The sequence below is a fragment of the Frankia sp. AvcI1 genome, from assembly GCF_001420875.1.
GTDB lineage: Bacteria > Actinomycetota > Actinomycetes > Frankiales > Frankiaceae > Frankia > Frankia alni.
The window spans coordinates 169,659-191,366 of the sequence record NZ_LJFZ01000005.1; the positions used below are offsets into that span (position 1 = coordinate 169,659).

Annotated in this window: 12 protein-coding genes and 17 pseudogenes; 22 read left to right on the plus strand and 7 right to left on the minus strand. The window is 73.0% G+C overall.

Features of this window, described 5'->3' with window-relative positions:
* Nucleotide 1 precedes the first annotated feature (1 nt).
* From UK94_RS43410 to UK94_RS07520, 3 genes and pseudogenes are all read right to left on the minus strand, one after another.
* Nucleotides 2-60, minus strand: a pseudogene (locus UK94_RS43410) (hypothetical protein); the annotation flags it as partial.
* 1 nt (nt 61) lies between these two features.
* Nucleotides 62-662: pseudogene (locus UK94_RS43415) on the minus strand (transporter substrate-binding domain-containing protein); the annotation flags it as partial.
* A 229-nt stretch (nt 663-891) separates the two neighbouring features.
* A complete protein-coding gene (locus tag UK94_RS07520) occupies nt 892-1,626 on the minus strand; it encodes an amino acid ABC transporter ATP-binding protein (RefSeq protein ID WP_011606787.1) in 735 nt (244 codons plus the stop codon).
* A gap of 329 nt (nt 1,627-1,955) precedes the next feature.
* Here UK94_RS07520 and miaB point away from each other — a divergent pair, with 329 nt between their 5' ends.
* The 8 genes and pseudogenes from miaB to UK94_RS07555 form a co-directional block, all read left to right on the plus strand.
* Nucleotides 1,956-3,449 (plus strand): tRNA (N6-isopentenyl adenosine(37)-C2)-methylthiotransferase MiaB, encoded by a 1,494-nt coding sequence (gene miaB, locus UK94_RS07525; RefSeq protein ID WP_011606786.1) that lies wholly within the window; start codon nt 1,956-1,958, stop codon nt 3,447-3,449.
* Complete coding sequence (locus UK94_RS07530; RefSeq protein WP_011606785.1) at nt 3,446-4,279, plus strand: class III extradiol dioxygenase subunit B-like domain-containing protein; 834 nt, start codon at nt 3,446-3,448, stop codon at nt 4,277-4,279. The genes miaB and UK94_RS07530 overlap by 4 nt, the downstream gene beginning before the upstream one ends.
* Nucleotides 4,280-4,292: 13 nt before the next feature.
* Nucleotides 4,293-5,165, plus strand: a complete 873-nt coding sequence (locus UK94_RS07535) for an alpha/beta fold hydrolase (RefSeq protein ID WP_055749234.1) — start codon at nt 4,293-4,295, stop codon at nt 5,163-5,165.
* 71 nt (nt 5,166-5,236) lie between these two features.
* Nucleotides 5,237-5,969, plus strand: a 733-nt coding sequence (gene miaA, locus UK94_RS07540; protein WP_235486896.1) for a tRNA (adenosine(37)-N6)-dimethylallyltransferase MiaA, incomplete at its 3' end; no start/stop codon positions are given.
* A 10-nt stretch (nt 5,970-5,979) separates the two neighbouring features.
* Nucleotides 5,980-6,172 (plus strand): annotated as a pseudogene (locus UK94_RS43420) (tRNA (adenosine(37)-N6)-dimethylallyltransferase MiaA); the annotation flags it as partial.
* A gap of 108 nt (nt 6,173-6,280) precedes the next feature.
* A complete protein-coding gene (locus UK94_RS07545; RefSeq protein WP_011606782.1) occupies nt 6,281-7,171 on the plus strand; it encodes an EAL domain-containing protein in 891 nt (296 codons plus the stop codon).
* Nucleotides 7,172-7,318: 147 nt separating this feature from the next.
* Nucleotides 7,319-8,172, plus strand: an 854-nt coding sequence (dapF, locus tag UK94_RS07550; protein WP_235487007.1) for a diaminopimelate epimerase, incomplete at its 3' end; no start/stop codon positions are given.
* Nucleotides 8,173-8,538: 366 nt separating this feature from the next.
* On the plus strand, nt 8,539-8,857 hold a 319-nt coding region (locus UK94_RS07555; RefSeq protein ID WP_235487009.1), incomplete at its 3' end, for a glyoxalase.
* Nucleotide 8,858: 1 nt separating this feature from the next.
* On the opposite strand, the pseudogene UK94_RS75855 reads toward UK94_RS07555, so the two are convergent.
* Nucleotides 8,859-9,731, minus strand: a pseudogene (locus tag UK94_RS75855) (helix-turn-helix transcriptional regulator); the annotation flags it as partial.
* A gap of 437 nt (nt 9,732-10,168) precedes the next feature.
* Between UK94_RS75855 and UK94_RS43430 the strand changes: the two are divergent.
* A pseudogene (locus tag UK94_RS43430) lies at nt 10,169-10,355 on the plus strand (GTPase HflX); the annotation flags it as partial.
* A gap of 1 nt (nt 10,356) precedes the next feature.
* Nucleotides 10,357-11,629 (plus strand): annotated as a pseudogene (hflX, locus tag UK94_RS07565) (GTPase HflX); the annotation flags it as partial.
* 223 nt (nt 11,630-11,852) lie between these two features.
* Here the strand turns inward: hflX and lexA are convergent.
* On the minus strand, nt 11,853-12,614 hold the full coding sequence (gene lexA, locus UK94_RS07570; RefSeq protein ID WP_011606777.1) for a transcriptional repressor LexA: 762 nt from the start codon (nt 12,612-12,614) through the stop codon (nt 11,853-11,855).
* A gap of 521 nt (nt 12,615-13,135) precedes the next feature.
* Between lexA and UK94_RS07575 the strand changes: the two genes are divergently transcribed.
* The 8 genes and pseudogenes from UK94_RS07575 to UK94_RS43470 form a co-directional block, all read left to right on the plus strand.
* Nucleotides 13,136-13,441 (plus strand): LysM peptidoglycan-binding domain-containing protein, encoded by a 306-nt coding sequence (locus tag UK94_RS07575; protein ID WP_011606776.1) that lies wholly within the window; start codon nt 13,136-13,138, stop codon nt 13,439-13,441.
* Nucleotides 13,442-13,826: 385 nt separating this feature from the next.
* A pseudogene (locus tag UK94_RS43435) lies at nt 13,827-14,004 on the plus strand (transcriptional repressor NrdR); the annotation flags it as partial.
* A 1-nt stretch (nt 14,005) separates the two neighbouring features.
* Nucleotides 14,006-14,276 (plus strand): annotated as a pseudogene (locus UK94_RS75860) (ATP cone domain-containing protein); the annotation flags it as partial.
* A gap of 780 nt (nt 14,277-15,056) precedes the next feature.
* Nucleotides 15,057-15,366, plus strand: a pseudogene (locus UK94_RS43445) (vitamin B12-dependent ribonucleotide reductase); the annotation flags it as partial.
* Nucleotides 15,367-15,408: 42 nt separating this feature from the next.
* Nucleotides 15,409-15,711, plus strand: a pseudogene (locus tag UK94_RS43455) (vitamin B12-dependent ribonucleotide reductase); the annotation flags it as partial.
* Nucleotide 15,712: 1 nt separating this feature from the next.
* A pseudogene (locus UK94_RS43460) lies at nt 15,713-15,976 on the plus strand (hypothetical protein); the annotation flags it as partial.
* A gap of 1 nt (nt 15,977) precedes the next feature.
* Nucleotides 15,978-16,178 (plus strand): annotated as a pseudogene (locus tag UK94_RS43465) (hypothetical protein); the annotation flags it as partial.
* Nucleotide 16,179: 1 nt separating this feature from the next.
* Nucleotides 16,180-18,104 (plus strand): annotated as a pseudogene (locus tag UK94_RS43470) (vitamin B12-dependent ribonucleotide reductase); the annotation flags it as partial.
* A 127-nt stretch (nt 18,105-18,231) separates the two neighbouring features.
* Here the strand turns inward: UK94_RS43470 and UK94_RS43475 are convergent.
* Both UK94_RS43475 and UK94_RS43480 read right to left on the minus strand, forming a co-directional pair.
* A partial coding sequence (locus UK94_RS43475) for a trehalase family glycosidase (RefSeq protein WP_268761244.1) occupies nt 18,232-18,989 on the minus strand: 758 nt, incomplete at its 5' end.
* A gap of 1 nt (nt 18,990) precedes the next feature.
* Nucleotides 18,991-19,352: pseudogene (locus UK94_RS43480) on the minus strand (glycoside hydrolase); the annotation flags it as partial.
* Between the two features lie 1,027 nt (nt 19,353-20,379).
* Between UK94_RS43480 and UK94_RS43485 the strand changes: the two are divergent.
* The 4 genes and pseudogenes from UK94_RS43485 to UK94_RS43505 all read left to right on the plus strand — a co-directional run.
* The coding region (locus tag UK94_RS43485; RefSeq protein ID WP_313949463.1) for a sigma-70 factor domain-containing protein at nt 20,380-20,907 on the plus strand (528 nt) is incomplete at its 3' end.
* Nucleotide 20,908: 1 nt separating this feature from the next.
* Nucleotides 20,909-21,098: pseudogene (locus UK94_RS43490) on the plus strand (sigma-70 family RNA polymerase sigma factor); the annotation flags it as partial.
* A gap of 39 nt (nt 21,099-21,137) precedes the next feature.
* Nucleotides 21,138-21,471, plus strand: a pseudogene (locus UK94_RS43500) (sigma-70 domain-containing protein); the annotation flags it as partial.
* 1 nt (nt 21,472) lies between these two features.
* Nucleotides 21,473-21,645 (plus strand): annotated as a pseudogene (locus UK94_RS43505) (sigma factor-like helix-turn-helix DNA-binding protein); the annotation flags it as partial.
* Between the last annotated feature and the right edge of the window lie 63 nt (nt 21,646-21,708).

Here is a 21,708-nt window from a genome sequence, read left to right on the forward strand (position 1 = left end):
NGTGCCACCTTGCGGATGTTCTCCGCCGGGGTGGACCCGCTGACCGAGCACACCTTCTTGNCGGCGAGGGAGTCCTTGCCGGTGATGTCGGTGTTCTTCTTCGCCACCATGATCGACTGTCCGGCGACGTAGTACGGCCCGGCGAAGTCGACGACCTTCTTGCGCTTGTCGTTGATCGTGTACGTGGCGACGACCATGTCGACCCGGCCCTGCTGGATGAACGGCTCACGGTTGGCCGACACCGTCTCCACGAAGTTCACCTTGTCCCGGGGGATCCCGAGGGCATCCGTGATGATCTCCGCGATCTCGACGTCGAAGCCCTCGGGCTTGCCGCTGAGGTTCTTCAGGCCGAACAGGTTCTGGTCGAACTTCGTCCCGACGGTGATCTTCCCGGCGTCGTGGAGGCGGGCCATCGTGGTGCCCGGGGCGAAGCTGGCCGCGGCGCCCGTGGGCGCCGCGTCCTTGGTGTCGTCGTCGCTGCTGCCACAGGCGGTCAGGCCGAGGGTGGCGACCATCGCGGCGCCGAGCAGCAGCGCGCCGCCGCGCCGCCGGGCGCGGCCGGACCCGGCGGAACGTCGGGGTGAGTTCCCGCCGGGTTGCCCGGGGTCACCGGTAGGACGCCCGGCGGATGGCCGCCGGCCCCGACTGAACGGTGTACGCATGACCGATCCTCTCGCGGTGCCCCGGACCGCCGGGTCCGGAACGGGGTCTGGTGTCGAAGGAGGTGTCCCGGTGTGCCGCCCGGGGCGCGGCTCCCGCCCGGCGCGCGGCGGGCCATGGGGGTGGCCCGGCGCCGGGGCCGGCCCCGGTCAGTGCTTGTGGCAGTGCTTGCGTCGGTGCTTGCGACCAGCCCTTGCGTTGCGACCAGCTCTTGCGTTCAGTGCTTGCGCATCAGTGCTGCAGGATCCTGGCCAGGAAGTCCCTGGCCCGGTCCGACTTTGGCGCGCCGAAGAAGTCGTCGGGCGGCGCGATCTCCAGAATGCGACCGTCGGCCATGAAGGCCACGCGGTCGGCGGCGGAGCGGGCGAAGCCCATCTCGTGGGTAACCACGATCATGGTCATTCCCGTCGCGGCCAGGGACCGCATGACGTCGAGCACCTCGGAGATCATCTCGGGATCCAGGGCCGAGGTCGGCTCGTCGAACAGCATGAGAACCGGGTCCATGGCCAGCGCCCGGGCGATGGCGGCGCGCTGCTGCTGGCCGCCGGAGAGCTGCCGGGGGAGCCGGTCGGCCTTGTCCGCGATGCCGACCCTGGTCAGCAGTTCGCGGGCGCGGGCCTCGGCCTGGCCCCGTTTCTGTCCGAGCACCTTCGTCGGCCCGAGCGTCACGTTGTCGAGAATCGTGCGGTGGGCGAACAGATTGAACGACTGGAAAACCATTCCCACCCGGGAGCGCATCCGGGCGAGTTCCCGCCCCTCCGCGGGCAGCGGGTTCCCCTCGAACAGGATACGGCCCTCGTCGATCGTCTCCAGCCGGTTGATGCAGCGGCACAGCGTCGACTTCCCGGACCCGGAGGGCCCGATGACGACAACGACCTCTCCCGCCTCGACAGAAAGATCGACGTCGCTCAGTACCCGGTTGTCGCCGAAGGACTTCCCGACTCCCTCCAGGGTCACCAGGGGCACATCGACCTCCCGACACAATGGCAGAACGGTGTGGTGGTGGACCGAGCATCCCGGCGGATCCGGGACGGACGGGCCAGGCGCGCGGATTGTCGTGGGCCGGACAGGTGGACGGCCGCTGCGCCAGCGTTTCCGGACCGTTGCGGCGACATTCGNGGATGATACGCGACGGGCCGTCGAAGACCGCGAATCTGTATATTTAACGACATGGATTCGGGGGTCCACGTCCCTCCGGGCGACGTCGCGGTGCGGTCGACCCGGCCCGGCGGTCCGGCCTGGCGGGGCGCCGGTCGCCCACCTGGCCGCGAGCGACGCGCCGTAGGCTGGTTGACGTGACGGGCCGCAGCTACGAGGTACGCACGTTCGGGTGCCAGATGAACGTTCACGACTCCGAACGGCTCTCCGGACTGCTCGAGTCCGCCGGCTACGTTCCGGCCCCCCCCGGCAGTGAGGCCGACGTCGTCGTGTTCAACACCTGTGCGGTGCGGGAGAACGCCGACAACCGGCTGTACGGCAACCTCGGCCAGCTCGTCCCGGTGAAGAAGGGCCACCCGGGGATGCAGATCGCCGTCGGGGGCTGCCTGGCGCAGAAGGACCGCTCGACGATCCTCGACCGGGCGCCCTGGGTCGACGTCGTCTTCGGCACCCACAACCTGCATCGCCTGCCGGTGCTGCTGGAACGGGCCCGGCACAACGCCGCCGCCGAGCTGGAGATCGCCGAGGCGCTGGAGGTGTTTCCCAGCTCGCTGCCGACGCGGCGGGCCAGCCACCACTCGGCCTGGGTCAGCATCAGCGTGGGCTGCGACAACACCTGCACCTTCTGCATCGTGCCCAGCCTGCGCGGCCGCGAGCGCGACCGCCGGCCGGGCGACGTGCTGGCCGAGGTCGAGGCGCTCGTCGGCGAGGGAGCGCTGGAGATCACCCTGCTGGGGCAGAACGTGAACTCCTACGGCCGTTCGCTCGGCGACCCGGGGGCGTTCGCCAAGCTTCTCCTCGCCTGCGGCCGGGTCGACGGCCTGGAGCGGGTGCGCTTCACCTCGCCGCATCCGCGGGACTTCACCGACGACGTCATCGAGGCGATGGCCGCCACGCCCAACGTCTGCCACCAGCTGCACATGCCCCTGCAGTCCGGCTCGGACGACGTGCTGCGCCGGATGCGCCGCTCCTACCGGCGGGACCGGTTTCTCGGCATCGTCGAGCGGGTGCGGGCGGCGATGCCCGACGCGGCCATCACCACCGACATCATCGTCGGCTTCCCCGGCGAGACCGAGGCGGACTTCGCCGACACCCTTGACGTGGTGCGCCAGGCGCGCTTCGCCGGGGCCTTCACCTTCCAGTACTCCCCGCGTCCGGGAACCCCGGCGGCGACGATGGACGGCCAGATCGACCGGACCACCGTGGCCGAGCGGTACGCCCGCCTGGTCGCGCTGCAGGACGAGGTCTCCTGGGCGCAGAACCGCGAGCTGGTGGGCCGGCGGGTCGAGCTGCTCGTCGCGGAGGGCGAGGGTCGCAAGGACGACGCCACCGGCCGGTTGTCCGGCCGGGCGCGCGACGGTCGTCTCGTGCACTTCCGGGCCGGTGCGGGACTTGCGGCACGGCCCGGTGACGTCGTGGAGACCGTGGTGACACGGGCGGCGCCGCATCATCTGACGGCCGACGGTCCGCTGCTGTCCCACCGCCGCACCCGCGCGGGTGACGCCTGGGAACTCGCCCGCACCGCCCCCGTGCCCGCCGCCGGCGACGGTGCCGGCACCACGGCGGCCCGGCAGACCGTCGCCCTCGGCATGCCGTCGGTGGGCCCGGCGCCGAGTCCGGGCCGTCGGTGACCCTCGTCGCCGCGGCCGTCTGCCCGCACCCGCCGCTGCTGGTCCCCGAGGTCGGCCGCGGTGAGCAGGTCCACGCCCGCGCCGCCGCCGTGGACGCGGTGCGGCGGCTGTGCGCCGCGCGGCCGGACGGCATCGTGGTCGTCGGGGACGCACCGGCCGAGACGCGCTTCGGGTCCGAGTCGGCCGGATCGCTCGCCGGCTTCGGCGTGGACCTGCGCGTGCCGCTCGGGCCGCCCCCCGCCGGCCCGCCGTTCGCAGGGCCGCCGTTCGCAGGGCCGCCGTTCGCGGGGCCGCCGGTCCCAGGGCCGTCCGCCGCCGTGGCGCCGTCGTTGCCTCTGTCGTTGACCGTCGGCGCCTGGTTGTTGGCGAGCGCCGGCTGGTCCGGGGATCGCGCGGCGCTCGGGGTGCCGGCCGGCCATTCCCCGCGGCAGGCGGCCGACCTCGGTGAACGCCTCGTCGTGCAGGCCCGGCCCGGGCAGCGGCTCGCGCTGCTGGTCATGGGGGACGGCTCGGCGCGGCGCACCCTGAAGGCGCCTGGGGGGTTTGACGAGCGCGCCGCGGCGTTCGACGCCGCCGCGGCGGCGGCCCTGGCCGGACCCGATCCCGGTGCGCTGCTCGACCTCGATCCCGAGCTGGCGGCCGAGCTGCTGGCCGCCGGCCGGGCCTCGTGGCAGGTCCTCGCCGGTGCGCTACTCGCCGCGACTCGGGACGACACGCCAACCGAAGCCTGGTCCAGCGAGCTCACCTATGACGACGCGCCCTACGGTGTCGGCTATCTGGTTGCCGTTTGGAATCGGGGGGTCGCGCAAGGTGGTAGGGAGTCCGGCTGAGCTGCCGCCAGGTGTGTGGCGGACCGATGTCGCCGGCCTGGCCGCGCTGCGGTGCGGGTCGGTGGACGCCCCGGCGGTTCTGCTGTTGCCGGGCTACGCGGCGAGCAAGGAGGACTTTCTGCCGATCATGCCGGCGGTGGCCGCCGCGGGCTTTGCCGCGACGGCGCTCGATCAGCGGGGCCAGCACGAGTCGCCCGGCCCCGACGAGATCGCGGCCTACAGCCTGGAGGCGTTTGCCGAGGACGTGCATCGTGTGATCGGCGCGCTCGGCCTGCAGGCGGGCGCACCGGGCGGGCACGGCGTGCACCTGGTCGGGCACAGCTTCGGCGGCCTCGTCGCCCGCGCGGCGGTCATCGCCGACCCCGGCCGGATCCGCACGCTGACCCTGCTGTCCTCCGGACCGGCCGGGATCGTCGGGCGGCGTCAGGCCGCGCTGCGCACGATCCGGCTGGTCCTGGAGCGGGGCGGGCCGGCCGCGGTGTGGGCGGCGCTGCACGCCATGGAGCGGCCCCGGCCGGCGCCGACGGCCGACTTCCTGCGACGACGGTTCTTCGCCCACAACCAGACCGCCCTGATGGCGATCGCCCAGCACCTGCTCGACACCCCCGACCGGGTCACGGAGCTGGCGGCGGTCGCCCGCGGCGTGGGCCTGCCGGTGCTCGTCGCGCACGGTGAGAGCGACGACGGATGGCCGGCCGCCGTGCAGGCCGACATGGCCCGCCGGCTCGCGGCCCGCTACGAGGTGCTGCCGGGTGCCCGCCACGACCCGGCGGCCGACGCCCCGGACGCGCTGGTCGCCACACTGGTCGGCTTCTGGCGGTCGTCGGGCCTGCCGGCGCGGCGGCAGGCGCCCGCCGTCGCCGAGGCCAGCTCCGGAGCCGCCTGACCGGCTGGGCCGAGGGCTGCCGATCGGGCGGGCGCGCCGATGCCGCGCCGGCGCGTGGCACGATCGGGGCGATGAGCACGCGGGAGCGGTCAGGGTCGGGATCAGAGTCGGGTTCGGGACCGGGACCGGTGGTGGCGGTGGTGGGGCCGACGGCCGCGGGCAAGAGCGATCTCGGCATCGAGCTGGCGCTCGCGCTCGGCGGCGAGGTCGTCAACGCCGACTCGATGCAGCTCTACCGCGGGATGGACATCGGCACCGCCAAGGTCCCGCTGGAGCAGCGCCGCGGGGTGCCCCACCATCTGCTCGACGTCTGGGACGTGACCCGCGCCGCCGACGTCGCCAGCTTCCAGGCCGACGCCCGACGGGTGATCGACGGCCTGCTCGCGGTGGGCCGGACCCCGGTGCTGGTCGGTGGGTCGGGGCTGTACCTGCGCGCCGCCCTCGACGATCTGACCTTCCCGGGCACCGATCCGGCCGTGCGGGCGCGCTGGGAGCGGGAGCTGGCCAGCCGCGGGGCGCCGGCGCTGCACGGCGAGCTGGCGCGGCTCGCGCCGCGGGCCGCGGCGGCGATCCTGCCCACCAACGGTCGCCGCATCGTGCGCGCGCTGGAGGTCGTCGAGCTGACCGGAACCTTCGAGGCCACCCTGCCCGAGCATCGCTCCGTCTACGACGTCGTCCAGATCGGGATCGACCGGACCGATCTCGACGAACGGATCGTCGAACGGGTGGAGAGAATGTGGGGCGCGGGTTTTCCCGACGAAGTGCGAAGGTTGGCGGAAATGGGCCTCCGGGAAGGTCGTACGGNGTCCCGTGNGCTGGGATACGCTCAGCTGCTCGCCTGGTTCGACGGAGCAATGGACTCCGCCGAGGAGGCCAAGCAGGCCACAATTACCGCGACGCGACGCTTTGCCCGACGGCAAAGGTCCTGGTTTCGTCGGGACGAGCGGATAGTCTGGCTGGACCAACCGGATGTCACCCAGGTGCTACGGCTGGTGGGTTCGCTCTGACGGGTGATCGGTCAAACGGCTCCGGGGCGACGGGTCGGCGCCGAACCACGGCGTCACCGACGCGCGGCGTGCGGCGGCCGGTCCCGCTCGGCGTCTGGAGAGATCGATGTGACCGCGCCCTCCGCTGCTGCCGGTTCCCCACCCGACCTGACTCTCGTTCCCGCCCTCTACGCCGCTTTCGACGACGGCTCGTTGCGATTGCATTTCCAACCCGAGGTGGACCTGCGTAACGGCTCGGTTCCGGGAATGGAAGCCCACCCGCGCTGGCAGCATCCTGAGCGCGGCGTGCTCGGCCCGGCGGAGTTCATGCCGATCGCCGCCGCCGCCGGCCTCGTCCACCAGGTCGACCAGTGGGTCCTGCGGATGGCGGTGACGGAGGCGCGCACCTGGCACCGGATGGCCGTGGGCACGCCGATCCGCCCGCCCCGGCTGTGGGTCAACGTCGACGGCCGCCAGCTCGCCAGCCCCGCCTTCGTCGCCGAGGTCGACCGGCTGCTCTCCGGCCGGCTGCTGCCGGCGGGGGCGATCGGCCTGGAGTTCAGCGAGCGCGACCTCGGGCTCGCCGCGCCGGTGGTGCCCCGCCTGCTGGAGCGGCTGCGCGGCCTCGGCGTCGCGATCGCCGTCGAGTCGTTCGGCACCTGGTTCGGGTCGCTGGCGATGTTCGACCTGCTGCCGCTGGACCTCGTCAAGCTCGACGGCGTCTTCCTGCGGGCGACCATGCGCGACCTGGAGGGGGAGGCCGTCGTCGCGGCGATCGCCCGGCTGGCTCACCAGCGGAGGCTCACCGTGGTCGCCGACGGCGTGGACACCGCCCGGCTGGCCGCCCGGGTGGTCGAGCTCGGCTGCGACCGGGCGATCGGGCCGGTGTTCTGCCCGCCGGTCCCGGTGGAGGACGCCCGGATGATCGCGCTGGGGCGGGGCCGCCCGGACCGCTGGTACAGGCCGCCGGCGCGGACCGACGACCGGATGGGGGAGTGGGTGCGCGCCGCCGGGGGATGAGTCGCGGCGTCGGTGTGATCGACCTGAACGGTTGATCCGCTGATCGTCCCCATCGTCCCCATCGGCCCGGGCGGCCCCATCGGCCCGGGCGGCTCGGCGGCCTGGGTTGTCGCGCCGTACGATCGCCTCGTGCGGGACGACCGGGAGCTGCGCTTCGTCAAGGGCCATGGCACGGGCAACGACTTCGTCGTGCTGCCCGACCCGGACGGCGACCTCGAGCTCACCGCGGACCTGGTCCGTGCGTTGTGCGACCGGCGCACCGGCGTCGGCGCGGACGGCGTGCTGCGGGTCGTGCTGTCCGCCGCCGTCCCCGAGGTCGCCCCCCTCGCCGGGGCCGCCCGCTGGTTCATGGACTACCGCAACGCCGACGGGTCCGTCGCCGAGATGTGCGGCAACGGCGCCCGCGTGTTCGCCCGCTACCTGGTCGCCGCCGGCTACGCCCAGCCCGGCCGCTTCACCATCGCGACCCGCGCCGGCCTGCGCCTCGTGGAGGTGCCGGCCGCGGGGGACGTCACGGTCGACATGGGGCCGCCGAGGCTGTCTGCCGGGGCCGGGTCGGCGGTGACCGTCGCCGAGCGCGACTTCACGGCGGTCGGGGTGTCGATGGGCAACCCGCACGCGGTCTGCTTCGCCGACGATCTCGACGTGCCCGCGCTGCGCGATCTCGACCTGACCCGCCCCCCCGCGTTCTCCCCGGTGGACTTCCCGGACGGGGTGAACGTCGAGATCGTCGTCGAGCGGCCGGGTGGGGTCGCCATGCGGGTCTACGAACGCGGGGTCGGGGAGACGGCCTCCTGCGGCACCGGTGCCTGCGCGGTCGCGGTGGCCTGGGCCGCCCGCCAGGGTCTGCGTCCCACCCCCGGATCTGCCCTCGCCTCCGAGCCCGCGCCTGACGCCGAGCCGGGGCAAAGCGCGGCGGCGGGCGTCCGCCCGTCGGCTGTGTCGGGGGTGCGCCACGGCGCCGGCGCGGCGCCGTCGGCGGTCGAGGTCGAGGTCGAGGTNGACGTCCCGGGCGGCGGCCTGGTGGTCGTCTGGCGTCCCGGCACCGTGCTGCTGCGGGGACCGGCCGAGCTGGTCTACGACGGTGTGCTGCGCCCGGCCAGCCTGGGCCCGGCCACCCTGGGCCCGGCGGACCCGGGCGGGCAGGGCGCGGCCGCGAGCGCGGACGTGGCCGGGGTCGCCGACGCCACCGAGATCCTGGCGGCCGCCGGACTGCCCGGCTCCTCCGGCCGCTGATCCGCTCCGGCGGACCTCGGGCGTGTCCGCCGACGGCGACGTCCGTTTTCGACAAGACCGCCTGGCCTGCGACGTCCTACGGTGCGGTCATGCCATCCACGTTCAGTCTCATCGGCCTGATCGTCGCCGACATGGGCCGCAGCCTGGCCTTCTACCGCCTGCTCGGGCTCGACCCGCCGGCCGGCGCCGACGCCGAACCGCACGTCGAGGTGTCCCTGCCCGGCGGGCTGCGCCTGGCCTTCGACACCGAGGAGACGATCCGTTCCTTCGACCCGGACTGGTCGCCGGCCACCGGCGGCGCCGGGCGGGTGACCCTGGCCTTCGCCTGTGACAGTCCCGCCGAGGTGGACGCGCTCCACGCCGACCTGCTCGCCGCCGGCCACCCCGGCCACCTGCCGCCCTGGGACGCCTTCTGGGGCCAGCGCTACGCGACCGTCCTCGATCCGGACGNCAACCACGTCGACCTGTTCGCCCCGCTACCCGCCGTCGCGACTGCCTGACCGCAAGAACCGGCAGGCTTGTCCCCCGCCGTCCTCCGGGGCCTCGGCGGGGGGTCCAGCAGGCTGGTCAGCGTGACGCCGGCCAGGGCACGCACCTCCCGGGCCAGATGGGCCTGATCGGCGTAGCCGGCGTCGGCGGCCACCACCGCCAGGCGCCGGCCGGCCCGCGCCGAGCGCAGCGCGTCCTGCAGCCGCAGGATGCGGGCGAGTGTCTTCGGGCCATACCCGAACATCTGCCGGCAGCGGCGCAGGAGCTGACGTTCGCTGAGCGCGGCTGCCCGCGCCACCTCGGCCACCGGCAATCCGGCCCGGATGCCGGCGACGATCGTCGGCATGAGCGGATCGCCCAGTGCCGGGTGGCGGGGACGGGCGGCAACGCACGTCTCGAGCACCCACGCCGGGTCGCCCGCGTCGGCGAGCCGCTCGGCGAGTCGCCGAGCCGGCCCCGCGCCCCACAGGTCGGCAAGCTCCGAGCGGCGGTCGCGCAGCTCCGCGGCGGGCACCCCGAGCCGGGCCGGACCGCACCCGGGATCGAAGCGCAGGCCGAGGTGGCGCACCCCCGGCGCCCAGCTCGCGAGCGTGGCGACCGTGTCCGGGCCGGCGACGATCAGTCGGCCGTCGGAGCTCCAGATGATGTCGATGCAGCCGTCGGGCAGGATCCGGTGGACCTGCGCCACCCGCCCGTCGGGGGCCGGGCCACCCGCTGGCAGGCGTCGCCGCAGCGGGTCGGCCCCCGCCTGATCGAGGCCGCCGGCAGGCCCGGACGGGCCGTGCGCGGACCAGATCGTGGCCGGCAGCCGGGTCGCCGGTCGTTCCCGGTACACGGCGTCGACGGTACGCGNCCGACGTCCCGTTCGGGGCGCCCCGAACGGGGCGTCTACCTCGTGCCGGGGGCTTGTCGACCCGCGGTCACGACAGTGGTGCACGGGAGCGCTTTGCGTCAGGTCGGCGAGGCCAGGGCGCCCGCAGCGCGGTGAGGTGGCCGCCGAGGGTCCGTTGCGCTGTCTGGGCGCCCATGCCCCGTTCCGGGTGCCTGTGCCGGCCGATGTGAAGGCCACGGCATGCCAACCCGGAAACCGTTCGCGATCGTCATGGCGGCGTGGGACCCTGGTCGGAGACGGGATGAATCCGCAAGGCAGCGACCGACGCCCGCGCCGGCCCCTGTCGCGGACCTCATCAGGTCGCCGGAACCNGCGCGTGACCTGGCCGGACGAAGCGGCGCGGAATCTCGCGGCAGNGAGCCGCGTTGAGAACGGATGGTATGACTCTTCCTGCCGACGCCCTGACGGCGTCCACTTTCGACAGATCCCTCATCGACCTCGCCGATGCGGATTCGGCGTACCTCTCGGGTTTCTATGACGATTCGGGAGACGGCTTCGACCTGGAGGAGCGCGCGGCACTGCGCCGTGTGCCCGGGCTGGCCACCGAGCTCGACGACGTCACCGAGGNCGAGTACCGCCAGCTTCGGCTGGAGCAGGTCGTCCTCATCGGAGTGTGGACGTCGGGTTCGCTGCGGTCGGCCGAGGCCTCCATGGCGGAGCTCGCCGCCCTCGCGACCACGGCGGGTTCGGTCGTGCTCGACGCGCTCGTGCAGCGTCGCGACCGGCCGGACGCGTCGACCTATGTCGGGTCCGGCAAGGCCCGCGAACTCGCCGAGGTCGTCGCCGCGACCGGCGCGGACACGGTGATCTGCGACGGCGAGCTCACCCCGGGCCAGCTGCGCCAGCTCGAGGAGGTCGTCAAGGTCAAGGTCATCGACCGGACGGCGCTCATCCTCGACATCTTCGCCCAGCACGCGACGTCCCGGGAGGGCAAGGCTCAGGTCGAGCTCGCCCAGCTCCAGTACATGCTGCCCCGCCTGCGTGGCTGGGGTGAGTCGATGTCCCGCGCTGCGGCCAGCGGCGGCGGACGTGCCCCCATCGGGACCCGTGGACCCGGCGAGACGAAGATCGAGACGGACCGCCGGCGACTGCGCGCCCGGATGGCACGCCTGCGCCGGGAGCTCGCCGGGATGGCGACCGTGCGGGAGACGAAGCGGTCGGCTCGCCGGCGCGGCGAGGTGCCCGCGGTGGCGATCGCCGGCTACACCAACGCCGGCAAGTCATCGCTGCTCAACCGTCTCACCGGCGCCGGCGTCCTCGTCGAGGACGCGCTGTTCGCCACGCTGGACCCGACCGTGCGGCGCGCGACCCTGCCGGACGGCCGGGCGTTCACCCTCACCGACACGGTCGGCTTCGTCCGGCACCTGCCGCACCAGATCGTCGAGGCGTTCCGCTCGACCCTGGAGGAGGTCGCCGACGCGGACCTCATCCTGCACGTCGTCGACGGCTCCGCTCCCGACCCGGCCGCCCAGATCTCCGCGGTGCGCGAGGTGCTCAACGACATCGACGCGGGCAACGTTGCCGAGTTGATTGTCGTGAACAAGGTTGACGCCACCGAGCCGACCGTCCTCGCCGGCCTGCGCCAGCTCGCGCCCGACGCTGTCTTCGTCTCGGCGCGCACGGGGGAGGGGTTGACCGCGCTCGTCGACGCCCTGTGCGCCCGGGTTCCCCACCCCGACGTGGAGATGAAGGTCCTCGTCCCCTACACGCGGGGCGATCTCGTCTCACGGGTGCACGCCCACGGCGAGGTGCTCGAGTTGGAGCACACCGCGGACGGCACCCGCCTGCTCGCGAGGGTGTCCCCGTCGCTCGCCGCGGAACTGCACGCCTTCCAGCCCTGATCCCAGCCCTGACCTGCCCTCAGCCCTGACCCATTCCCCCAGCCCTGGCCCGTCAGCCCTGTTCCCTCGGGACCGAGGCTGTCGGGACCGGGGCTGTCGGGACCGGGGCTGTCGGGACCGGCATTGACCCGCCGCCGACGGGCACGGCACGGCCGGTGGCACCTGTCCCGCGGTTCGTGGCAGCCGAACCGGCCGGCCGCCTCGCGCGGCCGGCCGTCCACGGTCAGATCCGGCGCAGCACGGCGACGATCCGCCCGAGGATCGTCGCCTCCTCGCCGGGGATGTCGCTGAACGTCGGATTCTCCGGGTGCAGCCAGATCTTCCCGTCGCGGACCCGTAGGCGCTTGACCGTCGCCTCGCCGTCGATCATCGCGGCGACGATCTCACCGTTGTCCGCGACCGGCTGCTGGCGCACCACCACCCAGTCGCCGTCACAGATCGCTGCATTGATCATCGACTCGCCGACGACCCGGAGCAGGAACAGAGTGCCCTCGCCGACGATCTCCTTCGGCAGGGGAAAGACGTCCTCGATCGCCTGCTCGGCCAGGATCGGCCCGCCGGCGGCGATCCGCCCGAGGACCGGCACGTAGGCCGCGGACCCCTCGCCGCCCACCCCGGCCGGCGCCGCCGCGGCGCCCGGGAACGTCGACACGACAGCCGCCGCGCCGGAATCGGCCTTGCGCCGTGGCCGGTCGGGGCTGAGCACCTCCATGGCCCGCGGACGGTTCGGGTCCCGGCGCAGGTAGCCCTTCTCCTCCAGCACCTTGAGCTGATGCGCCACGCTGCTCGTGCTGGTCAGCCCCACCGCCTCCCCGATCTCCCGCACGCTGGGCGGGTACCCGCGCCGTTCCACCTCGGCCCGGATGACCTCGAGCACCTTGCGCTGCCGGGGGGTCAGGCCGGCTGCGTCCGCGGGGTTTTCGGGAAAGGCCCGCACGTTGCCGCGGGCCCCGCCCCGGCGTGTACCCCTGCCTTGGCTGGTCATCGCCTACCGCTCTCCTCGTCGCCTACTCCGTCGCCGGTTGGTCGCCGCGCGGCCGCGCGCCGGACGTGCGCGCGGCTGACGGCCTCGCCCGGCGAGACCGGCACCCCCCACGGCACCCGGCTGTCCGCGACCGGGGGAAACCGCCCGGTGCAAACCTGATCGTCTCGACGGTAACCGCCCGGTCGCGGAATCTCAAACGTCTGTTCGAGCGTGTCCCTTTTCCTGGCGGGTCTCCGGTGCGACAATCGATCAGGGGTTCGATCGAACGGGAGTTCGTGGCGTCCGCGACCTGGTTCGGGGTGCCTGGGGAGGAAGCCGTGCACAGCGCGCACACCACGCAGGTGGTCGATCTGGCGGCTGCCCGGGAACGGGCGGCGCGCCGGGCCGGGAGATGGCCGGCGGGCGGTCCGGCGCGGGTGCGAGTGGCCCGGCCGGCCGCCGGGGTCGGTGCCGGGAGGCCGGTTCCGGGGGCGTGCCTGTCTCGTTCACCGGTTTCTCGCTCGCCGGTCTCTCGGTCGGCGGTGCGCCGTGGCGCCGGCGAGCCGCTGCCGCCGCTGCGGCTGACCCGCCGCGGCCGGGTTGTCGTGGTCGCCGTCGTCGCGCTGGCCCTCGCCGCGGTGCTGGTGGGCGTCCTGCCGCGCGCCTCGATCGCGTGGTCCGGCGAGCCGCCGCGGGGTCACCTGGTGCTCGCCGGAGAGACGCTGTGGGAGATCGCCGTTGCGCTCGACCCCGACGCCGACACCCGTGTCGTCGTGGATCGGCTGATGCGGATCAACCATCTCCCCTCGGTCGAGCTCACCCCCGGCCAGTTTCTGGTGCTGGGCTGACCCNCCGGTCGGGCGGTCCACTCCGCCACCGTCTGATCCCGGCCGGCGCTCGGCGGCTCGTCGCCGTGACGGGCCGGTCTCCGGCGGCAGCGGGCGGGTGAGGCGCCCTCGCGCAGGGTTGTCGCGCCCCCGCGGGCTGATGTCCCGGTGTGACACGCGGGGGGGCCGGTGTCCCCATCACTGGGGTTGTGCGCTAGGTTGGACACAACATCTGGTGCTTACGAGGGCGTAAGTCATCCACAGGTTGATGCACAGGCTTTCCACAGAGGTGCGGGCGGCCGTCCACAGGACGGCTTGGCCGGTGCTCGGGCGTGGGCCGGCTCCCGGCTCGTCGTCCCGCCGCGCCGGGTGGTCCGCGCCGGACCGGACGAAGGAGGCGTATCGCGTGCGATGCCCGTTCTGCCGGCATCCGGACAGCCGTGTCGTCGACAGCCGGGAGGCCGAAGAGGGCTCGGCGATTCGGCGGCGGCGATCCTGCCTGTCGTGTGGTCGCCGGTTCACCACCATGGAGGAGGCGTCGCTGCGGGTGCTCAAGCGCAGCGGCGTGGCGGAGCCCTTCAGCCNCGCCAAGGTGATCACCGGCGTGCGCAAGGCGTGCCAGGGCCGGCCGGTGCGCGACGATGATCTTGCTCTGCTGGCCCAGCGCGTGGAGGATGCCGTGCGCTCCTCGGGCTCGGCGGAGGTCCCCGCGGAGGCGATCGGCCGGGCGATCCTCGGCCCGCTCCGCGAGCTCGACGAGGTGGCCTACCTCCGTTTCGCCTCGGTGTACCTGGCCTTCGAGTCGCTCGGCGACTTCGAGAACGCGATCGCGGCGCTGCGGGCCGAGACGTCCGGTACCCGCCGCGGCGCCGAGCCGGACGACCTCGACGATCTCGACGAGCTGGGGGGCCCGGCCGGCCGCCACACCGGTGGGGCGTTCACCGACCCGGCGGACCCGATGCAGCGGGCCGGCCCCGACAGCCCCCCGTCCGGTGGCCGGCGGGTCGACTCGGACACCTCACGCCCCGGCCGCCCAGGCCGGGACATGCTCGCCGCCGTTCGCGAGCACCCGGAGACCCCGGGCCGCCGCAGCGGCGGGAACCCGTTGAACATCGTCGAGGGCGGCCTCGGCCGGGCCGAGCCGAGTACGGGGGAGTACGAGGTCGGCCGGGCGCGCGGCGCCTCGGCCACCCGCACCTGACGGGCCGCCGCCGGGCCGCGCAGGCCCCGCCCGCCCGTCCCACCAGCAGCATCGCCGCCCCGCCGGCCCGTTCCCGCGCGCACGGGACGACCTGACCCGGCCGGCGTGGGCGTCCGAACCCGTGTGACCCGATTCCGCGTTACTCGATGCCCGCGCGGCCCGGTCGCGGCGACCCGGTTTCGCGTGTCCCGGCCGTCCCCCACCTGGCCGTGTCCGTGGCCGGACGGGCGCCGGGATGGGAGTCGGGCCGCCGGGGTCGGTGTGTTCGCCATGCGTGCCGCTCCCGCCGGACCGGTTGACCCCGGGGTTCGGCTCGGCCGGCACGCCGATTCGCCCGCGGTCCGCCGTCCACGCATGCAGTGGACCGGGCCCGGGCGGGGATGCCACCACCAGTGCGCCAGCGCGCGCCGATGAGAAGACAGGACGAGGAGCGTCATGACCGAAAGTCGCGGCACGAAGGCGGGCAGGTCTGCGGCCAGGGCGAGCGGATTGAAGATCCGGCGCTCGCGCACCACCGCCGGCGTCCACCCGTACGACGAGGTCACCTGGGAGACCCGGGACGTCGTCATGACCAACTGGCGGGACGGCTCGGTCAACTTCGAACAACGTGGGGTGGAGTTCCCCGCATCCTGGTCGGTCAACGCGTCGAACATCGTGACGAGCAAGTACTTCCGCGGGGCGCTGGGCACGCCGGGCCGGGAGTCCTCCCTGCGCCAGCTCATCGACCGGGTCGTGCGCGCCTACGNCACCGCCGGCCGCGAGCACGGCTACTTCGCCACCGACGCCNACGCCGAGATCTTCGAGCACGAGCTGACCTGGATGCTGCTTCACCAGGTGTTCAGCTTCAACTCCCCGGTCTGGTTCAACGTCGGAACCCCAGCCCCCCAGCAGGTCTCCGCGTGTTTCATCCTTTCAGTTGATGACACTATGGAGTCGATTCTCAACTGGTATCGCGAGGAAGGGCTGATCTTCAAGGGCGGCTCGGGGGCCGGGCTCAACCTGTCCCGCATCCGCTCCTCGAAGGAGCTGCTGTCCTCCGGCGGCACGGCCTCCGGCCCGGTGAGCTTCATGCGCGGCGCGGACGCGTCGGNGGGCACGATCAAGTCGGGTGGGGCGACCCGGCGGGCGGCGAAGATGGTCGTGCTCGACGTCGACCACCCGGACATCGTCGAGTTCGTCGAGACGAAGGCCCGGGAGGAGGACAAGATCCGGGCACTGCGGGACGCCGGGTTCGACATGGACCTCGGCGGGCGGGACATCGCCTCCGTGCAGTACCAGAACGCCAACAACTCGGTCCGGGTCACCGACGAGTTCATGCGCGCGGTCGTCGATGGGAGCAGCTTCGACCTGCGGGCNCGCCTCGACGGTCGGACCATCGAGACGATCGACGCCAAGGGGCTGTTCCGCACCATCGCCGAGGCGGCGTGGGCCTGCGCGGATCCCGGCATCCAGTACGACGGCACGATCAACGACTGGCACACCTGCCCCGAGAGCGGCCGGATCAGCGCCTCCAACCCCTGCAGCGAGTACGTGCACCTGGACAACTCGAGCTGCAACNTCGCGTCGCTGAACCTGCTGACGTTCCTGCGCCCGGACCGGACCTTCGACGCCGAGGGGTTCGTCGCCGCGGTCGAGCTGATCATCACCGCGATGGACATCTCGATCTGCTTCGCGGACTTCCCGACCCCGGAGATCACCGCAGTCACCCGCGCCTACCGCCAGCTCGGCATCGGGTACGCCAACCTCGGGGCGCTGCTCATGGCCAGCGCCCGCGCCTACGACTCCGACGGCGGCCGCGCGCTCGCCGCGTCGATCACCTCGCTGATGACCGCCACCGCCTACCGGCGCTCGGCGGAGCTCGCCGGCATCGTCGGCGCCTACGACGGCTTCGCCCGCAACGCCGACGCGCACCGCCGGGTGGTGCGCAAGCACTCCGCCGCGAACGACGCCGTACGGTCCGTGCACACCGAGGACACCCGGGTCCTCGCCGTGGCGTCCAAGGAATGGGCGCGGGCGCAGACCGTCGGCGACAGGCACGGCTGGCGCAACGCCCAGGTGAGCCTGCTCGCCCCGACCGGCACGATCGGCCTGGCGATGGACTGCGACACCACCGGCATCGAACCGGACCTCGCCCTGGTGAAGATGAAGAAGCTGGTCGGCGGCGCCAGCATGCGGATCGTCAACCAGACGGTCCCGGCGGCGCTGCGCGCGCTCGGCTACCCGGAGGAGACCCTCGAGGCGATCGTCGAGTTCATCGCCGAGCACGGCCACGTCGTCGACGCCCCCGGCCTGCGTCCGGAGCACTACGACGTGTTCGACTGCGCGATCGGCGAGCGGGCCATCTCCCCGATGGGGCACGTGCGGATGATGGCCGCGGTGCAGCCGTTCCTGTCCGGCGCGATCTCCAAGACGGTGAACATGCCCTCGACCGCGACCGTCGAGGAGGTCGAGGAGATCTACCTGGAGGGCTGGCGGCTGGGCCTGAAGGCGCTGGCGATCTACCGGGACAACTGCAAGGTCGGCCAGCCGCTGTCCGACGTCCGGGGGGCGAAGCGGGACGCCGCGGCGAGCGCCGCGACCGCCGCGGCCCTGGCGGCGCCCCCGGCCGGCGCGCCCACGCCCGTCGGGACCGCGCTCGTCGGGACCGCCGCGGCCGGGGCCGCCGAGATCGAGTACCGGCCGGTGCGCCGGCGGCTGCCGAAGACCCGCCCGTCGCAGACGGTCTCGTTCGCCGTCGGCGGTGCGGAGGGGTACCTGACCGCGGGCTCCTACCCGGACGACGGCCTCGGCGAGGTCTTCATCAAGATGTCGAAGCAGGGCTCCACGCTGGCCGGCGTGATGGACGCCTTCGCGATCGCCATCTCGATCGGCCTGCAGTACGGGGTGCCGCTGGAGGCGTACGTCAGCAAGTTCATCAACATGCGCTTCGAGCCGGCCGGGATGACCGACGACCCGGACGTCCGGATCGCTCAGTCGATCATGGACTACCTGTTCCGCCGGCTGGCTCTGGACTACCTCGACGCCGACCGCCGTGCCGAGCTCGGCATCTCCACCGCGGCCGAACGGCTCCGCGAGGTCAACGGCCGGTACGGAGTGCAGGCCGACGCGGTCGTCGACCCCGTCGAGGCGCCCGCCGGGCCACTCGCGGACGCGCTGCCCGGCGCGCACGCCCCGGAGCCGGGCGCGGGTTCGGCTGTGGGTTCAGCCGCGGCGGGTTCTGCCGTGGGGGGTTCTGCCGCGGGTCCGGTCGGCGCCGGGTCGGCGCCGCCGGCCAGCCGTCCGGGGCCGGGCAGCAACGGGGTCGCTGTCGGCCACGGGCCCGCGCACGTGGCGCGCGAGCTGCGGCTGGCGACGCCCGGCGAGTCGCTGCTCGCCCAGACGGTCGTCGACGCGCCGCTGTGCTTCACCTGCGGGGTGACGATGCGCCCCGCGGGGAGCTGCTACGTCTGCGAGCAGTGCGGCTCCACCAGCGGCTGCAGCTGAGCGGTCCGGTGGGGTCCGCGGCCCGGCCGGGAGGGGTTCCGCCGGCCGGGCCGGCCAGCCGGCGATGACGGTCCGCCGCGTTGCCACCAGCGGTGGCATCGACCCAGGGCTGTCGTCTCGCAGGAGATCAGCGTTCGGCGGCGAGCAGGTCGATGAGCAGCGCGGCGGTCCAGGAGAACCGGTTGCTGCCGGCGCCCGAACCGTCGAGTGGCGAGTAGTACTCGAACATCGCCCCGGAGGAGGCGATCACGTCGACCGTGTTGCGGCGCAGGTTCTCGGCGGCGTCGAGCCGACCGTAGCGCTCCAGCCCGTCGGCGATCAGCCAGTTCATGTTGACCCAGAGGGGGCCCTGCCAGTAGCAGCGGGGCAGGACGTTCGGGTCGTCCAGAGGGACGCTCGCGACGCCGAAGCGCGACCAGTAGCGCGGCGAGGTGAGTGTCTTGACCATCTCGTCGACGCGGTCCTCGGGCACGACGCCGGCGTAGAGCGGCAGCAGGCCGGCGATCGTCTCGTGGCGTAGCAGGGTCCGGGTCCGAAAGTCGCGGCTGTAGTAGACGCCGTCGACGACGAGTTCCCCCATCGCCTCCCGGGTGCGCCGCGCCGACCGGCGCAACCTGGCAGGGATGACCTCGCCGATCTCGGCGGCGATGGTGCTCAGGTGCTCGTTGGCGCGGACCAGGATCGCGTTGAACGCCACGTCCTGCACGAGCGGCACGATGGTCCGCCGAATCTCGCGGAAGTTGTAGTGCGCCCGGCGCAGCTCGCGCACGATCCGGTACAGCGTGAACAGGTCGCCCGAGGTGAGCCGCTCGTCCGAGGGGACCTCCTTGGAATCGCGGCGCAGTGCGTCCAGGGCATCGTCGCCGTTGATGCGCCGCAGCGCCCNCACGCCCAGCGGCGCCACCGGCCTGGTGATCTCCATCCAGGTCGGGGTATTGTCCATCCCGGACTCCCAGGAGTGAACGAGTGACACCAGACCGTCGTCGTCCGGGTCGCGCTCGTCGTAGAGCCACTGGTGAAAGCGCAGCAGCCCGGGGAACAGCCGGCGGTAGAACTCCCCGCGTTCGGAGTCGGACATCAGGGCACCGACCCGGACCGCGGCCTCGGCGATCATCGGTGGTTGCGTGACGCCGGTGCTCTGCGCGCCGCCGGCGGTGGTCGTCACCCGATCGCAGCGCCAGCGCTGCGGACCCGCATGGTAGAAGTCGGTGGTCTCCGCGAAGATCACGTGCGGGATCATGCCGTTCGNCCACTGCCCGCGCAGCAGGGAGAGGATCTCGGCGGCGGCGCGCTGCGGGTCGAGATGGCGCAGCCCGATCGCGATGAAGCAGGAGTCCCACAGCCACTGGTGTGGGTACAGCGTCGGCGACGGCCNCGTGATGTCGCCGAGGTCGTTGCCGCGCAGCACGGAGACCGCGGTCTCGCGCAACTCCGCCANCTCTGCCGGGAGGCTGGGGACGGACATCGTGTGAGAGTAGCCGTCACACGCTGTGCACAAGGGGAGGGTGCCCCTGGTGTGGTCTGCCTAACGAAAACCTCGTTGGCACCCCGCGGCCGACCGGATGCGTCGGGCGACCGGCGGTCGAGGACAGGACCGCGGGCGGTCGCGGCGTCGCGGTCTCACCGGGTGTCGCGGTCTCACTGGGCGTCCCGGTCTCACCGGCATGGTGCTCTCGGGGCTGTGGTGCTCTCGGGGCTGTGGTGCCTCGGGGCTGTGGGGTTCCTGGCGCTGTGGCGGTCTCGGGGTGAGACAGGCCGGGCGCCGGGTGCCGCCCGAGTGGGTGGTACGGATATGCCGATCCGGCCGGATCCGAGTCCGGGCCACGCTGCCGAGCCGGTTCTCGAGGGGGTCTCGGGAGGCATCGGGGGGGCATCGGGGAGACGCGGCGGCACTGTCGGGATTGTCGGNTGACCGACGCCGCCCGATGGCGGTACTGGACGGAAAATGTGGTGCGGACGNCAGCCCCTCGAAAATCCTCACACCTGGTGAGTGGTCGAGTACTCAACGTTCAGGATCTGGNCTCTCGACGGGGGTCTGNCCACGCGAGAAGGTCAAGATAGTTCGCGGAACGCGCCACACCACGGGATCTGCCAGGTAGTCTTCGCGACAGCGAGTTCAGCGTCTCGAGGGCATGGGTCTACACTGCCGGTAGGCCCGGCGATCGCTGATGTCCGGGTGCGCCTGCACGGGGAATGGTTCCGCGACTTCGTTCGTTACCTCCCACGTGCACGGAAACAGACGTCCCACCCGCACCGACCATCGGATTTGCCACTGATGACGCTGCCTGCCCTGGAACTTGCCGAGCGCACCGACGAGAACCGCCCGCGTAGCCCGCGGCGCACTCGCCGGTCCGCTGCCTCTGCCCGTACCCCCAGCCGTTCGCTGGCCGCCGTTCCCGATGACGGCGACGAACTCGATGTGAGTGCCGTCGCCGAGGTCATCGCGCGCGGTCGCGAGGCCGGCGAGATCAGCCGGTCCGAGCTGCGTGACGCGCTCGAGTCCGCGGACATCGGCCTCGAGCTGCTGCCCGCGCTCATCGCCAAGCTGAGCGCCGCCGGCGTCGAACTCCTCGAAGAGGAGGAGACGACCGACGACGTCACCGCCGCCACCCGCTCCACCGCCGAGCACGCCGGCACCGCCGACCTCGTGCGCATGTACCTGCGCGAGATCGGGAAGGTGCCGCTGCTCAACGCCGCGCAGGAGGTCGAGCTCTCCAAGCGGGTCGAGGCCGGTCTCTTCGCCGAGCACAAGCTGGAGTCCGACCCCGACCTGCCCGCGGACCTCCGCCGTGACCTGGGCCTGNTGGTGAAGGACGGCCATGCCGCCAAGCAGCAGCTCGTCTCGGCGAACCTGCGCCTGGTCGTCTCCGTCGCGAAGAAGTACAGCGGCCGCGGGATGACCCTGCTGGACCTGGTCCAGGAGGGCAACCTCGGGCTCATCCGCGCGGTGGAGAAGTTCGACTACGCCAAGGGCTACAAGTTCTCGACCTACGCNACCTGGTGGATTCGCCAGGCCATCGGCCGAGCGCTGGNCGACCAGGCCCGGACCATCCGGATCCCGGTCCACGTGGTCGAGCAGATCAACAAGATCACGCGGCTGCAGCGCCAGCTCGTCTCGACGCTCGGCCGCGAGCCGACCGACGAGGAGCTCGCCCTCGAGCTGGACATGCCGATCGAGCAGGTCGTCGAGCTGCGCCGTTACGCGCAGGACACGGTGAGCCTGGAGACCTCCGTCGGCGACGACGGCGACTCCGTGCTCGGCGACTTCATCGAGGACTCGGACGCGACCTCCCCCGCCGACGCGGCCTCGTACGGCGCGATGCAGGACGAGATCGAGAACGTCCTCGGTGGCCTCAACCCGCGGGAGNGGGAGGTGATGCGGCTGCGCTTCGGCCTCGCCGACGGCAAGCAGCACACCCTCGCCGAGGTGGGTAACCGGCTCGGGCTCACCCGTGAGCGGATCCGCCAGATCGAGCGGGACACGCTGCGTGAGCTGCGCAAGCCCGCCGTCGCCGGCCGGCTGCGGGAGTTTCTCGACTGACCGCTCGCGGCCGAAGACCGCCGGCACGGCGGGCGCGCACAGGGCCACGGGTGGCAGCCCCCG